Source organism: Achromobacter sp. MUI-25009338, assembly GCF_057359325.1.
The window spans coordinates 3,148,274-3,161,826 of sequence record NZ_CM170627.1 but is presented as its reverse complement, the minus strand read 5'-3'; the positions used below and the strand labels follow the sequence as shown (position 1 = coordinate 3,161,826).

The window sequence follows — 13,553 nt, the reverse complement described above, 5'->3', positions numbered from 1 at the left end:
CATGCGCAGCGCAAGACACTACCTGACCACCATACTGGCCGCGCTGGCGCTGGCCGGAACCGCCGCGGCGGCCGATGCGCCCAAATCCGGAGGCACGCTGGTCATCGGCTCGACGCAGGTGCCGCGGCACCTGAACGGCGCGGTGCAGTCCGGCACCGCGACCGCGCTGCCCAGCACCCAGCTGTTCGCCAGCCTGCTGCGCTACGACGCCGACTGGAAGCCGCAACCCTATCTGGCGCAAACCTGGGAGCTGGCCGAGGACGGCAAGTCGCTGACGATGCACCTGCGCAAGGACGCGCTGTTCCATGACGGCAAGCCGGTCACCTCGGAAGACGTGGCGTTCTCCATCATGGCGGTCAAGAAGAACCACCCGTTCCAGACCATGTTCGCGCCGGTCGAGGCCGTCGACACGCCCGACCCCTATACCGTGGTGCTGCGCATGAGCAAGCCGCACCCGGCGATCCTGCTGGCGCTGTCGCCGGCCCTGATGCCGGTGCTGCCCAAGCACATCTACGGCGACGGCCAGGACCTCAAGACGCATCCGCGCAATTCGGCCAATGTGGTCGGCTCGGGGCCGTTTGTATTCAAGGAATTCAAGCCGGGCCAGGAAATCGTGCTGGAGAAGTTCGACAAGTTCTTCCTGCCGGGCAAGCCCTACCTGGACCGCATCGTCATGAAGTTCAACCCGGACGCCACCAATCTGCTGATCGGGCTGGAGCGCGGCGACATCAACGTCTTGCCCTACATGACCGAGCCGACCATTCTGCGGCGCGCCAAGGACAACGCGGCGCTCACCATGACCAACCAGGGCTATGAAGGCATAGGCGCGCTCAGCTGGCTGGCCTTCAACACGGCGCGCAAGCCGCTGGACGACGTGCGCGTGCGCCAGGCCATCGCCTACGCGATCGACAAGCGCTTCATCACCAAGGCGCTCAATGGCGGTTTCGCCAAGGCCGCCGACGGCCCCATCGTCGCCACCAGCCCGTTCGCGTCTCCGGACGTCAAGAAGTATCCGCTGGACCTGAAGAAGTCCGAAGAACTGCTGGAGGCGGCCGGCCTCAAGAAGGACGCCAACGGCGTGCGCCTGACGCTCACGGTGGACTCCATACCGGGCTCGGACGTGCAGGGCAAGAACGTGGCGGAGTACCTGCGCAGCCAGCTCAAGAAAGTGGGCATCGCCATCCAGGTGCGCGCCTCGCCCGACTTCGCGACCTGGGCCAAGCGCGTGTCCAGCCACGATTTCGACCTCACCAACGACATTGTCTTCAACTGGGGCGACCCGGTGATCGGCGTGCACCGGACCTACCTGTCGACCAATATCCGCGACATCATCTGGACCAATACGCAGTCCTACGCCAATCCCAAGGTCGACGCGCTGCTGGAGCAGGCCGGCACCGAGACCGACGTGGACAAGCGCCGCGCGCTGTACGCCGAATTCCAGCGCATCGTCACCGAGGACCTGCCCATCGAGTTCCTGACGGTCGTCCCGTACCACACCCTGGCTTCCAAGAAGGTGCACGCCTTGCCCAACGGAATCTGGGGCGTCATGTCCCCCATGGACGACACCTATCTGCAGTAGGAGCGCGGCCATGATGCGCTATCTCGTGCGCCGTCTCGCCTATGCCCTGGTGCTGCTGCTGGCGGTGGTGACGCTGAATTTCCTGCTCATCCACATCGCGCCGGGCGATCCGGTCGAGACCATCGCCGGCTCGATGGGCGGCATCAGCGCCGAACTGAGCGCGCAGCTGCGCGCCCAGTACGGGCTGGACAAGCCGTTCCTGGCGCAGCTGGGCATCTACCTGTCGCAGGTGCTGCGCGGCGACCTCGGCTATTCGTACTTCTTCAACGTGCCGGTGGCGCAGCTGATCTGGGAGCGGGTGCCGGCCACGCTGCTGCTGGTGGTGACCTCGGTGCTCAGCGCCTTCCTGGTCGGCACGCTGCTGGGCACGCTGGCCGCGCGCAAGCCCAACGGGCCGCTGTCGCAGGGCATCACGCTGCTGTCGGTGGTGGGCTATTCGGCGCCGGTGTTCTGGACCGGCATCATCCTGATCCTGCTGTTCGCCTCGGTGCTGCCGCTGTTTCCGGTGTCGGACATGCGCTCGGCGGGCGGCCCGCAGGAGGGTTGGGCGGGCGTGCTGGACGTGCTGCACCACCTGGTGCTGCCGGCCTTCACGCTGGCCTTCGTGTACCTGGCGCAGTACAGCCGGCTGGCGCGCGCCAGCGTCATGGAGGCGCTGGCGGCCGACTACATCCGCACCGCGCGCGCCAAGGGCCTGCCCGAGCGCTCGGTGCTGTACAAGCACGCGCTGCGCAACGGCGTGCTGCCGGTGGTGACCATGCTGGGCCTGCAGTTCGGCAACGTGCTGGCTGGCGCCATCCTGGTCGAGACGGTCTTCAACTGGCCCGGGCTGGGGCGGCTGGCATTCGATTCCGTGCTCAGGCGCGACTATCCCACGCTGCTGGGCATTCTGCTGTTCGCATCGCTCCTGGTGGTGGTGATGAACCAGCTTACCGATCTGGCCTACCGCCTGATCGATCCCCGGATCAAGACGACATGAGCCAAGCTCCCTCCGCCATGCCTGTTATCGCGCCCGCCGACACGGCGGCGGCCCGCCCGCCGGCCCGGCCTTCCTACGAAGCGCTGCGCGTGTTCGCGCGCAATCCCTCGGCGGTGGCCGGCGCGCTGCTGCTGGCCGCCATCCTGGGCGTGACGATCTTCGGGCCGATGGTCATGCAGGCCGATCCTTTCGAGATCGCCTGGGCGCCCATGACCCCGCCGGGCGAGGACGCGCTCTTGGGCACCGACTACCTGGGACGCGACGTGCTGACCGGCATGGTCTACGGCGGGCGCGCCACCTTGCTGGTGGGCCTGGTGGCCGCCGTGCTGTCCATGGCCATCGGCCTGACGGTGGGCGCGCTTGCCGGCTATTACGGCGGCTGGATCGACGAGATCCTGATGCGCATCACCGAGTTCTTCCAGGTGCTGCCCACCTTGCTGTTCGCGATGGTGCTGGTGACGCTGTTTTCGCCATCGCTGGCCACCATCGCGGTGGCCATCGGCGTGGTCAGCTGGACCGGCACGGCGCGGCTGGCGCGCGGCGAGTTCCTGCGGCTCAAGCGCCGCGAGTACGTGCTGGCCGAGAGGGTCATCGGCGCGTCGGACGCGCGCATCATCTGGAAGGTGATCCTGCCCAACGCGCTGGCGCCGCTGATCGTGTCGGCCACGCTGGCCATCGGCACGGCGATCCTGTTCGAGGCCGGGCTGTCTTTCCTGGGCCTGGGCGATCCGAACGTGATGAGCTGGGGCCTCATGATAGGCAGCAACCGGCCCTACATCCTGACCGCGTGGTGGGCCGTGACGCTGCCCGGCGCCGCCATTTTCCTGACGGTGCTGGCCGTGAGCCTGATCGGCGACGGGTTGAACGACGCGCTCAACCCCAACTCGCGGGGGCGCGCATGACGGCCGCCGACCAGACCCCGGTGCTCGAAGTCGACGGCCTGAGCCTGGAATTCCGCACGCGCTCGCGCGTGGCCGAGGTGCTGAGCGCGGTGAGCTTCGACATGCGCGCCGGCGAAACGCTGTGCCTGGTGGGCGAGTCGGGCTGCGGCAAGAGCATGACGGCGCTGGCCATCATGCGGCTGATCCCGCCGCTGGGCCGGATCGGCGCGGGCAGCGTGCGCCTGCGCGGCGCCGACCTGGCCGCGCACGACGAAGCGGCCATGCGCGAGGTGCGCGGCAACAAGATCTCGATGATCTTCCAGGAACCCATGACCGCGCTCAACCCGGTCTACACCGTGGGCGACCAGATCGCCGAGCCGCTGCGCCTGCACCAGGGCCTGAGCAAGGCCCAGGCGCGCCAGCGCGCCATCGAGATGCTGAAGTCCGTCGGCATTCCGCTGCCCGAGCGGCGCGTGGACGACTATCCCCACCAGATGTCCGGCGGCATGCGCCAGCGCGTCATGATCGCCATCGCGCTGGCCTGCGACCCGGACGTGCTGATCGCCGACGAGCCCACCACTGCGCTGGACGTGACGGTGCAGGCCCAGATCTTCGACCTGCTGCGCGAGCAGCAGGCGCGCCGCGGCACCGCCGTGCTGCTGATCACGCACGACATGGGCGCGGTCTCGGAAATGGCCGACCGCGTGGTCGTGATGTACGGCGGGCGCGTGGTGGAGCAGGGCGGCGTGCGCGAAATCCTGGCCGAGCCGCGCCATCCCTACACCCGCGGGCTGATCGCCTGCCTGCCCGAACTGGACCGCCAGCCTACCGACATCCGGCCCGACCTGCCGGAGATTCCCGGCGTGGTGCCCTCGGTCTGGGAGCGCGGCGCGGGCTGTCCGTTCCGCGACCGCTGCAGCCAGGCGATGGCGCGCTGCGCCGAGGCCTTTCCGCCGCTCACCCAGGTGGGCGCCGCCCACGAGGTGGCCTGTTGGCTCTATCCGGAGGCAGCGCCATGACGACGCCGCACGCTCCCGCCTTGCTGTCCGTGCGCGACCTGGCGGTGCATTTTCCCATCGGCGGGCGCGGCCGCGACGGCAGGCCCGCGGTGGTCAAGGCCGTGGACGGCGTGTCGTTCGACCTGGCGCGCGGCCGCACGCTGGCGATCGTGGGCGAGTCGGGCTCGGGCAAGACCACCACGGCGCTCTCGGTGCTGAGGCTGGCCGACCCGACCGCCGGTTCCATCCACTTCGACGGCGCCGACCTGACGGCCTTGCGCGGCCAGGCCCTGCGGCGCATGCGGCGGCGCCTGCAGCTGGTGTTCCAGGACCCGTATTCCTCGCTCAATCCGCGCCAGCGCGCGGGCGACATCGTGCGTTCGCCGCTGGACCTGATGGGCATCGATCCGCCCGGCGGGCGTGAGGCGCGCGTGGCCCGCATGTTCGAGCTGGTCGGCCTGCGGCCCGAGCAGCGCCAGCTGTTTCCGCACCAGTTCTCGGGCGGCCAACGCCAGCGCCTGAACGTGGCGCGGGCGCTGGCCAGCGCGCCCGACCTGATCGTCTGCGACGAACCCGTGTCGGCGCTGGACATCGCCATCCGCGCGCAGATCCTGAACCTGCTGCGCCGCATCCAGCGCGAGCAGGGCCAGTCCTTTCTGTTCATTTCCCACGACATGGCGGTGGTCGAGCACATCTGCGACGACATCGCGGTCATGTACCTGGGCAAGATCATCGAACAGACCACGCGGGAAGCGTTCTTCTCGCGCCCGCTGCATCCCTACAGCGTGGCCCTGATGTCGGCGGTGCCTACCGTCAAGGGCGGACGCGAGCTGGCCGCGCGCCGCGTGCGGCTGGCCGGCGACCCGCCCAGCCCGGTGGACCCGCCGCCGGGCTGCCGCTTTGCCGGGCGCTGCCCGGCCGCCCAGCCCATGTGCGCCGCGCAGGAGCCGGCGCTGCGCGAGGTCGCGCCGGGCCACCGCGTGGCCTGCCATTTCGTCGAAACCCGCAACGGCGTGCTGACTTCGCCGCTGCAGGGCTGACCCCGGATAGCCAGAGGAGAGAGCCGGATGAACACCACGATCTATGCCGCACGCAGCATCCTGACGATGAACCCGGCGCAGCCGCGCGCCACCCACGTCGCCGTGCGCGACGGCCGCATCCTCGGGGTGGGCACCAAGGAGTCGCTGGCTGGCTGGGGGCCGGCCCGGCTGGACGAGCGCTATGCCGGCCAGGTGCTCATGCCGGGGCTGGTGGAAGGTCATTGCCATTTGCCCGAAGGCGGCATGTGGAAGTTCGTCTACGTCGGCTTCTATGACCGGCGCGGGCCCGACGGCCGGCTGTGGGAAGGGCTCAAGAGTTTCGAGGCGGTCGCCGCGCGGTTGCGCGAGGCCGAGCGCGCGCTGGCCCCGGACGCCACGCTGATCGGCTGGGGCTTCGATCCCATCTTCTTCGAAGGCCGGCGCATGGACGTGCGCGACCTGGACGCCGTTTCGGCGCAAAGGCCGGTCGTGGTCATGCACGCCAGCATGCACCTGATGAACGTCAACACGCCCATGCTGGCGCGCGCCGGCATCGACCGCGACACCGACATCGAAGGCATCACCCGCATGGACGACGGCCAGCCCAGCGGCGAGCTGTGCGAATTCGCCGCCATGTTCCCGGTCATGCGCCTGATCGGCAGCCCGTTTCGCACGCTGGGCGTGTCGGAAGAGGGGCTGCGCATGTTCGGCCAGGTGGCGAAATGGGCCGGCGTGACCACCGCCACCGACCTGGTCAACGAGCTGACCGAGGAGGGCGCCGCCGCGCTGGCGCGCGTGACCGCGGAGCCGGACTATCCGGTCCGCATCGTGCCGGCGGCCTCGGCCCTGACCTACGCCGGCGATCCGGCGGGCTGCCTGGCCCGGCTGGAGCGGGCGCGCGCGCAGAACCACGACAAGCTGCATTTCGGCATGGTCAAGCTGGTGGTGGACGGCTCGATCCAGGGCTTTACCGCGCGGGTGCGCTGGCCGGGCTATTACAACGGCGCGCCCAATGGCATCTGGGTCACCGCGCCGGCGGAACTGGACGCGCTGGTGCAGACCTATCACGACGCCGGCGCGCAGCTGCACATCCATACCAACGGCGACGAGGCCACGCAGCTGGCCATCGAGGCGGTGGACCGGGCGCTGCGCCGCAATCCGCGGCGCGACCACCGCCACACGCTGCAGCACTGCCAGATGGCCGACGCCGCGCAGTTCCGGCGCATGGCCAGCCTGGGCATGTGCGCCAACCTCTTCGCCAATCACATCTACTACTGGGGCGACGCCCACTACGCGCTGACCATGGGCCCGGACCGCGCCAACCGCATGGACGCCTGCGCCACCGCGGCGCGTGCCGGCGTGCCGTTCGCGATCCACTCGGACGCGCCGATCACGCCGCTGGGGCCGCTGTTCACCGCGTGGTGCGCCGTCAACCGGCAGACCGCCTCCGGCCGGGTGCTGGGCGAATCCGAACGCATCGGCGTGGACGCGGCGCTGCATGCGGTGACGCTGGGCGCGGCCTACACCCTGCACCTGGATCATCTGGTCGGTTCGATCGAAGTCGGCAAGTACGCCGATTTCTGCGTGCTGGAGGACGATCCGCTGAGCGTGCCGGCCGACGGCCTGAAGGACCTGAAGGTGGCCGGCACCGTCATTGGCGGGGTGCCGCTGGCCTTGCAGGAGGGCTGATGGCCGCGCGCATCGCGCTCACGGTGGTGGGCGGCTTCCTGGGCGCGGGCAAGACCACGCTGCTCAACCACGTGCTGGCCGACAGCCGCCGGCGCGCGGCGGTGCTGGTCAATGACTTCGGCCCGGTCGACATCGACGCGGGCCTGATCGCCCAGCGCGCCGACGAGGTCATCCGGCTGGCCAACGGCTGCGTCTGCTGTTCGATGGCCGGCGGGCTGGACGACGCGCTGGCGCGCGTGCTGGCGCTGGACCCCTTGCCCGAATGGATCGTGATCGAGGCCAGCGGCGTGTCCGACCCGGCCCGCATCGCCCAGGTCGGCATGAGCGATCCGATGCTGCAGCTCGAAAGCGTGGTGGTGGTGGCCGACGCCGCCCACGTGCGGACGCTGGCCGTCGATCCGCTGCTGGCGGACACGCTGGAACGCCAGCTGCGCGCCGCCGACCTGCTGGTGCTGAACAAGACCGACCTGGCGCCGCCGCGGGAACGCGAGGCGCTGCGCGCCTGGCTGGACCGCATGACGGGCGGCGCGCCGCTCATCGAGGCCTGCGAAGGACGCGTGGACCTGCGCTATCTGCTGGGCGAAAGCGCCGCCGCGCCGGTGGAAGGCCATGCCTGCGCCGGCCCGGGCTGCAGCCATCCGGCGCACCATCACGAGGACCCGGCTCATCCGTTCGAAAGCTGGCTGTGGCCCGCGCCGGCCTTGCTGAACGCCGACCGGCTGGCCGAACGGCTCAGGCAGACGCCGCGCCAGCTGCTGCGCGCCAAGGGCTGGGTGCGCACGGACCGGCACGGACTGGTGCTGGTGCAGCTGGCGGGGCGCCGGGTGCGCTACGACACGCGGGCGAGTCCGCCGACAGAGGCGCCGCCGCAGGGGCTGGTGATGATAGGGCTGCGCGGGGCGCTCGACCGGGACGCGTTGGCGGCATGGCTGGCTGCGGCGGTTGTGGGGGGGTGATGGGTTTCGCGCGTTCGATATTTGAGTTCTTGCATAAGGGATCGCGCGCTGCACCCATCCTACGACCCGGCAACGTCGGATGGGTGCAGCGCGAGATTCCTTGCGCAAGCATTCGGCTATAGCGCGCGCGAAACCCATCGGTCCGCCCCAGATTCTGGTGCAAGCGATTTCCCGTTTCTGGTTCTAGACCCTGTCCCGGCGCTCACTTACCTTGGCTCATGAGCACTGGCGCGCCGTGCGCCGGCGCATACCGGAGGGTCGCAATGCACAACACCGTCACCGAGGAAATGCTGGCCGACTTCGCGGCTGCCTGGAACCGCCACGATATCGACGCCCTGATGTCCTTCATGAGCGAGGACTGCGTGTTCGAAACCGTGGGCGGGCCCGAGCAGTGGGGCACGCGGCATTCGGGGCGCGAGGCGGTGCGCGCCGCCTTCGCCGCGGCCTGGGCCGCCTTTCCCGACGCGCAATGGCGCAACGGCAGGCACTGGGTCGCCGGGGATCGCGGCGTGTCCGAATCGACCTTCACCGGCACCGCGGCCGACGGGTCGCGGGTGGAGGCGGACATGGTCGACGTCTTCACCTTCCAGGACGGCAAGATCCGCGTGAAGAACGCGTTCCGCAAGCAGCGGCCGGCCCTGCCGGCGCGTTCCTGACCGTCGGCTCGCATCCGTCAGCCATGCATCCAACAACCGGAAGCCGCAGCATGGATACCCAAATGTCCTTCGAATCCGCAGGTCCGGCCCGCCCGGGCGGCGCGGCCATCAACGCCTATAACCCGGCCTACGATCCGCTGGTCTCGCCGCCGGGGCGCGGGCAGGACTACGCGCCCACCTACTGGGTCGCGACGGCGGGCGAGCCGCCCGCCGACGACGGCCCGGTCGACGGCGATATGGAGGCCGACGTGGTCATCGTCGGTTCGGGCTTCACGGGCCTGTCCGCGGCGCTGACGCTGGCGCGCGACTTCGGCGTCAAGGCGGTGGTGCTGGAGGCCAACCGCGTGGTCTGGGGCTGCACCAGCCGCAACGGCGGCCAGGGCCAGAACGCCTCGGGCCGGCTGTACCGCTCGCAGTGGATCGCGCGCTGGGGCCTGGACACCGCCAAGCGCCTGGACGCCGAGATCCGCGACGGCTTCGAGTACTGGAAGAGCCTGGTCGCGCAGGTCGATTGCGACGCGCAGCCGGGCGGGCACCTGTACACCGCGCACCGCCAGAAGAAAATGGCGTTCCTGCAGAACGAGGCGCGCGTGATGCGCGAAGTGTTCGGCTACGACACGAAGATGCTGGGCAAGGCGGAACTGCGCGAGCGCTACATCGACGACCACGAGGCGGTGGGCGCCATGCACGAGCCCGACGGCGTGGGCGTGCATCCGCTCAAGCTCGCCTACGGTTATCTGCGGCAGGCGCGCGCGCTGGGCGTGCGCGTTCATCCGGGCAGCCCGGTGCTGGGCTGGCGCGCGGAAAACGGCCGGGTGCGGCTGCAGACGCCGGGCGGCGTGGTGCACGCGCGGCGGGTGGCGTTCGCCACCGGCGGCTACACCGCGCAGGGCGTCAACCGGCTGCTGGACAACCGCATCATGCCGGTGCTGTCGAACTCGCTGGTCACGCGCGTGTTGTCGCCCGCCGAGCGCGAGGCCGCCGGCCTGAAGAGCACGGTGTTCATCACCGACACGCGCACGCTGCGTTTCTATTACCGCCTGCTGCCGGACGGCCGCATGCAGATAGGCAGCCGCAGCGCGCTGCGCGGCGCGGATGCGCAGCATCCCCGCCACCTGGCCTTGCTGCGCGAGGGGCTGGCGCGCAAGTTTCCCGCGCTCAAAGGGATAGAGGTGGCGTATTCGTGGTGGGGCTGGGTGGACGTCAGCCACGACATGATGCCGCGGGTCACGCAGCCCGATCCGGCCCAGCCGGTGTATTACGCGTTCGGCTATGGCGGCAATGGCGTGGCGTTCTCGGCGCAGGCCGGCCGGCGGCTGGCGCAGCGCATGATGGGCCATGACGACCAGGCCTGGAACCTGCCCATCTACGACACCCCCTTGCCGGGACATCCGTTCGCGCCGTTCCGGCGGCTGGGCCAGGGGCTGCTGTACCGGTGGTACTACTTACGAGACGAACTGCTCTAGGGCGCTGAGGGCCGGGCCGGCCGGCTGCCGGCTTTCGGCCTGCGCGCGGTAGCGGGCCACCACCCTGGCCAGCCTGGCGATGCCCGGCTCGATGTGTTCCGGGCGGATGGACGTGAACCCCACGCGCAGGAAGTTGCGCGGCGCGCTGGCGCCGTCCATGAAGAACACGTCGCCCGGCTCGACCACCACGCCTTCGGCCAGCGCCGCCTCGGACAGCTCGGCGGCGTCCAGCCAGGGCGGGCCTTGCAGCCAGCACGAGGACGATCCGGTGATGGGGATGGCCTTGAAGTCGGGCAGGTGCTGCGCCAGCGCGCGCGCCAGCTCCTGGCCGCGCTTCTGGTAGGCCTGGGACTGCCGGCGCAGCAGCGCGTGGTGATGGCCCAGCGAGATGAACAGCGAGAATGCCCGCTGGATATAGGCCGACGGGTGGCGCAGCATCAGCCGGCGCAGCGCGCGCAGCTCGGCCGTGAGTTCGCGCGGGGCCACGATATAGCCGATGCGCAGGCCGGGCGCGAAGGACTTGGCCAGGCTGCCCACGTAGATCACGCGGCCGTCGCGGTCCAGGCTCTTGAGCGCCGGGATGGCGCCTTCGCCCCAGCGGGTCTCGCTTTCGAAGTCGTCCTCGATGATCAGGCTGTCGGCCTGGCGCGCCAGCGCCAGCAGGGCCTGCCGGCGTTCGGGCGCGAGCGTGACCGTGGTGGGGCACTGGTGGCCGGGCGTGACGAACAGGTAGTCGCAGCCCAGCAGGTGCGTGCCGGTGCGCAGGCCCTGTTCGTCCACCGGCATGGGCAGCAGGTGGCGCGTGTGGCTGGCGAAGATGTTGCGGGCGTCGGGGTAGCCGGGATCTTCCATGCCGACCACCGTGTCCTCGTTGACCAGCAGGTCGGCCAGCAGGTAGAGCGCGTGCTGCGCGCCCACGGTGATGACGATTTCCTCGGCGTCGGCCCATACGCCGCGGCGCGGCAGCACCTGGGTGCGGATCTGCTCGATCAGCGCCGGGTCGTCATGGGTGATGAGGTCGGGCGCCCAGCTGCGGATGTCCAGGACCGACAGGGCCTTGATGCAGCATTCGCGCCATTCGGCGGTGGGGAACAGGTCCTGGTCGAATTGCGCGTAGACGAAGGGGTAGGGCTGCTTCTGCCAGTCGCGCGGCTTGCTGATGTTGCGCTGGCGCGAGGGGCGGAAGCGCAGCCGTTCGTTCCAGCGCACGGCGGGCGCGCCGCCGGCCGGCGGCGCGGGATCGGAGGCGGGGCCGGAATGCCCCTGCATGACGGTCTCGCTGACGAAATGGCCGCTGCGCTCGCGCGAGACGAGGTAGCCTTCGCTGACCAGCTGCTGGTAGGCGAAGACGACGGTGTTGCGCGCGATCCGCAACTGGTCGGCGAGATGGCGGCTGGATGGCACCGGCGTGCCGGGCGGCAGGTGGCCGCTGAGGATGGCGGACACCAGCATCTGGCGCACGCAGCCTTGCAGGCTGAGGTTGGGCGCGCTTTCGCGTTCGAACAGGCGCTCCCACAACACGGGCTTGAGCATCGAGGCCTGGCTGGACATGAGGGCTCCCCCTTGGGTGGACCGCGGGGACGGCGCTGCGTCCCGGGGCTGCCACTGAGAATAGAGGAGCGGGGTTGGCGAAGGAATGAGGGATTGCCCGGGCGGCGATCAGACCCGTCCCTTCCAGGGTATGGCGAACTTTTCGAGGTAGCGCACCAGCAGGTCGAAGGCGAAGGCGAACACCCCGATCACGATGATGCCCATGATGACCGTGTCGCTGGCCAGGAACTGGGCGGCGTTGAGCACCATGAAGCCCAGGCCGCGATCGGCGGCCACCATTTCGGCGGCGACCAGCGTGGTCCAGCCCACCCCGATGCCGATGCGCATGCCGGTGAAGATTTCGGGCATGGCGGCCTTCAGGATCACGTGCCGGACGATCTGCGCGCGCGAGCCGCCCATGGCGTAGGCCGCGTGGATCTGCTCGATGGACACCGAGCGCACGCCGGCGCGCGCGGCGATCGCCATGGGCGCGAAGATGGCCAGGTAGATCAGCAGGATCTTGGGGAATTCGCCGATGCCGAACCAGATGATGATCAGCGGCAGGTAGGCCAGCGGCGGCAGCGGGCGGTAGAACTCGATGGGCGCGTCGAATATGCCGCGGGCGTAGCGGTTCACGCCCATCAGGATGCCGACCGGGATGGCGGTGGCGCAGGCCAGGAAAAAGGCGCCGAAGACCCGCGACAGGCTGGCCAGCGCGTGCTCGGCCAGGGTGGAGTTGGCCACGCCTTCGGTCATGGCGAAGACGAACTTGTCGTAGACCGCCAGGGGCGAGGGCAGGAACAGCGGCCGCACCCAGCCGGAGGCCGTCACCAGGAACCACAGCGCGATCAGCGCCAGGCTGGTCAGCAGGCTGATGTGGCCGCTGTAACCCGCGCCCGGCGCGCCGTACACCATGCCCGGCGCCGCGGGTTTGTGCCCCTTAGGCATGGAGGCCCGGCGACGAGGCGACGGCGCGCTCGTCGCCATAGATGATGCCGAGGACCTGCTCGCGCATGTCGATGAAGTCGGGACTGGATTTGATGCTGCGGCCATCTCGGGTCTCCAGGTAGCGTCGGTTGAAGTCCGGCGTGAAGGTGTGCGTAATCCGCCCCGGGCGCGGTGACATGACGATCAGCCGCGAGCCCAGGAACAGCGCCTCTTCCACGCTGTGCGTGATGAAAAAGAACATCTTGCCGGTCTGGCGCCAGATGTCCAGCAGCAGCTCCTGGATGGTTTCGCGCGTCAGCGCGTCCAGCGCCGCCATGGGTTCGTCCATCAGCAGCATGGCGGGGTCGCAGGTCAGGGCGCGCGCGATGCCCACGCGCTGCTGCATGCCGCCGGACAGCTGGTAGATCATGTGGCGGTGGAAGTCCTGCAGCCCGACCAGTTCCAGGTTGCGGCGCGCCCGCGCGCGGCGGGTCTGCTTGTCCACGCCCTGCAGCATCAGGCCGAACTCGGTGTTCTCCAGCACGTTCAGCCAGGGCAGCAGGGCGTGCTTCTGGAACACCACGCCGCGGTCCGCGCCGGGGCCGACGATGGGCTTGCCGCCCAGCGTGATCTCGCCCTCGGTCGGCGAAAGAAACCCCGCCAGCAGGCTGAGCAGGGTGGTCTTGCCGCAGCCGGAGGCGCCCAGCGCGACCACGAACTCGCCCGGCTGGATGGTGAGGTTGACGTTCTGCAGCGCGATCACCGGGCCGCTGTCGTGCAGGCCGGGGTAGGTGACGCTGACGCTTTCCGCGCACAGGCGCTGCGCGGCGCTGGGGGATGGCTGGGTCATGCCGGCTCCTGGTTGAACGGCGG

General features: G+C 69.7%; 12 protein-coding genes. 9 read left to right on the top strand and 3 right to left on the bottom strand.

What is annotated here, in order from left to right:
- Position 1 precedes the first annotated feature (1 nt).
- From AC1IQ6_RS14950 to AC1IQ6_RS14910, 9 genes are all read left to right on the top strand, one after another.
- Positions 2 to 1,579 (top strand): ABC transporter substrate-binding protein, encoded by a 1,578-nt coding sequence (locus tag AC1IQ6_RS14950; RefSeq protein WP_102771002.1) that lies wholly within the window; start codon positions 2 to 4, stop codon positions 1,577 to 1,579.
- A 10-nt stretch (positions 1,580 to 1,589) separates the two neighbouring features.
- Positions 1,590 to 2,558, top strand: a complete 969-nt coding sequence (locus tag AC1IQ6_RS14945) for an ABC transporter permease (RefSeq protein ID WP_102771003.1) — start codon at positions 1,590 to 1,592, stop codon at positions 2,556 to 2,558.
- Positions 2,555 to 3,460, top strand: coding sequence for an ABC transporter permease (locus AC1IQ6_RS14940; protein WP_102771004.1), 906 nt, complete (start codon positions 2,555 to 2,557; stop codon positions 3,458 to 3,460). Before AC1IQ6_RS14945 ends, AC1IQ6_RS14940 begins: the two co-directional genes overlap by 4 nt.
- The gene (locus AC1IQ6_RS14935; protein WP_485864847.1) at positions 3,457 to 4,458 is read left to right on the top strand and encodes an ABC transporter ATP-binding protein; all 1,002 of its coding nucleotides are present in this window, start codon (positions 3,457 to 3,459) and stop codon (positions 4,456 to 4,458) included. Before AC1IQ6_RS14940 ends, AC1IQ6_RS14935 begins: the two co-directional genes overlap by 4 nt.
- Positions 4,455 to 5,477 (top strand): ABC transporter ATP-binding protein, encoded by a 1,023-nt coding sequence (locus AC1IQ6_RS14930; RefSeq protein WP_111825246.1) that lies wholly within the window; start codon positions 4,455 to 4,457, stop codon positions 5,475 to 5,477. Before AC1IQ6_RS14935 ends, AC1IQ6_RS14930 begins: the two co-directional genes overlap by 4 nt.
- A gap of 27 nt (positions 5,478 to 5,504) precedes the next feature.
- Positions 5,505 to 7,145: an amidohydrolase gene (locus AC1IQ6_RS14925; protein WP_102771007.1), complete on the top strand. Its 1,641-nt coding sequence runs from the start codon at positions 5,505 to 5,507 to the stop codon at positions 7,143 to 7,145.
- Positions 7,145 to 8,101, top strand: coding sequence for a CobW family GTP-binding protein (locus AC1IQ6_RS14920; protein WP_485864846.1), 957 nt, complete (start codon positions 7,145 to 7,147; stop codon positions 8,099 to 8,101). Before AC1IQ6_RS14925 ends, AC1IQ6_RS14920 begins: the two co-directional genes overlap by 1 nt.
- A 263-nt stretch (positions 8,102 to 8,364) precedes the next feature.
- Positions 8,365 to 8,757, top strand: coding sequence for a nuclear transport factor 2 family protein (locus tag AC1IQ6_RS14915; protein WP_102771009.1), 393 nt, complete (start codon positions 8,365 to 8,367; stop codon positions 8,755 to 8,757).
- A gap of 50 nt (positions 8,758 to 8,807) precedes the next feature.
- Positions 8,808 to 10,223: an NAD(P)/FAD-dependent oxidoreductase gene (locus AC1IQ6_RS14910; protein ID WP_485864845.1), complete on the top strand. Its 1,416-nt coding sequence runs from the start codon at positions 8,808 to 8,810 to the stop codon at positions 10,221 to 10,223.
- Here the strand turns inward: AC1IQ6_RS14910 and pdxR are convergent.
- From pdxR to AC1IQ6_RS14895, 3 genes are all read right to left on the bottom strand, one after another.
- Positions 10,203 to 11,774 carry a MocR-like pyridoxine biosynthesis transcription factor PdxR gene (pdxR, locus tag AC1IQ6_RS14905; RefSeq protein WP_102771011.1) on the bottom strand — a complete coding sequence of 524 codons (1,572 nt, stop codon included), beginning with the start codon at positions 11,772 to 11,774 and terminating at the stop codon, positions 10,203 to 10,205. The two genes, AC1IQ6_RS14910 and pdxR, sit on opposite strands and share 21 nt — an antisense overlap.
- 108 nt (positions 11,775 to 11,882) lie before the next feature.
- Positions 11,883 to 12,701 (bottom strand): ABC transporter permease subunit, encoded by an 819-nt coding sequence (locus AC1IQ6_RS14900; RefSeq protein WP_485864844.1) that lies wholly within the window; start codon positions 12,699 to 12,701, stop codon positions 11,883 to 11,885.
- A complete protein-coding gene (locus tag AC1IQ6_RS14895; RefSeq protein WP_102771013.1) occupies positions 12,694 to 13,530 on the bottom strand; it encodes a taurine ABC transporter ATP-binding protein in 837 nt (278 codons plus the stop codon). The genes AC1IQ6_RS14900 and AC1IQ6_RS14895 overlap by 8 nt, the downstream gene beginning before the upstream one ends.
- Positions 13,531 to 13,553 lie beyond the last annotated feature (23 nt).

Coding starts and splice junctions, on each gene's coding strand:
- AC1IQ6_RS14950 (WP_102771002.1), top strand. CDS start 2: ATGCGCAGCGCAAGACACTACCTGACCACCATACTGGCCGCGCTGGCG.
- AC1IQ6_RS14945 (WP_102771003.1), top strand. CDS start 1,590: ATGATGCGCTATCTCGTGCGCCGTCTCGCCTATGCCCTGGTGCTGCTG.
- AC1IQ6_RS14940 (WP_102771004.1), top strand. CDS start 2,555: ATGAGCCAAGCTCCCTCCGCCATGCCTGTTATCGCGCCCGCCGACACG.
- AC1IQ6_RS14935 (WP_485864847.1), top strand. CDS start 3,457: ATGACGGCCGCCGACCAGACCCCGGTGCTCGAAGTCGACGGCCTGAGC.
- AC1IQ6_RS14930 (WP_111825246.1), top strand. CDS start 4,455: ATGACGACGCCGCACGCTCCCGCCTTGCTGTCCGTGCGCGACCTGGCG.
- AC1IQ6_RS14925 (WP_102771007.1), top strand. CDS start 5,505: ATGAACACCACGATCTATGCCGCACGCAGCATCCTGACGATGAACCCG.
- AC1IQ6_RS14920 (WP_485864846.1), top strand. CDS start 7,145: ATGGCCGCGCGCATCGCGCTCACGGTGGTGGGCGGCTTCCTGGGCGCG.
- AC1IQ6_RS14915 (WP_102771009.1), top strand. CDS start 8,365: ATGCACAACACCGTCACCGAGGAAATGCTGGCCGACTTCGCGGCTGCC.
- AC1IQ6_RS14910 (WP_485864845.1), top strand. CDS start 8,808: ATGGATACCCAAATGTCCTTCGAATCCGCAGGTCCGGCCCGCCCGGGC.
- pdxR (WP_102771011.1), bottom strand. CDS start 11,774: ATGTCCAGCCAGGCCTCGATGCTCAAGCCCGTGTTGTGGGAGCGCCTG.
- AC1IQ6_RS14900 (WP_485864844.1), bottom strand. CDS start 12,701: ATGCCTAAGGGGCACAAACCCGCGGCGCCGGGCATGGTGTACGGCGCG.
- AC1IQ6_RS14895 (WP_102771013.1), bottom strand. CDS start 13,530: ATGACCCAGCCATCCCCCAGCGCCGCGCAGCGCCTGTGCGCGGAAAGC.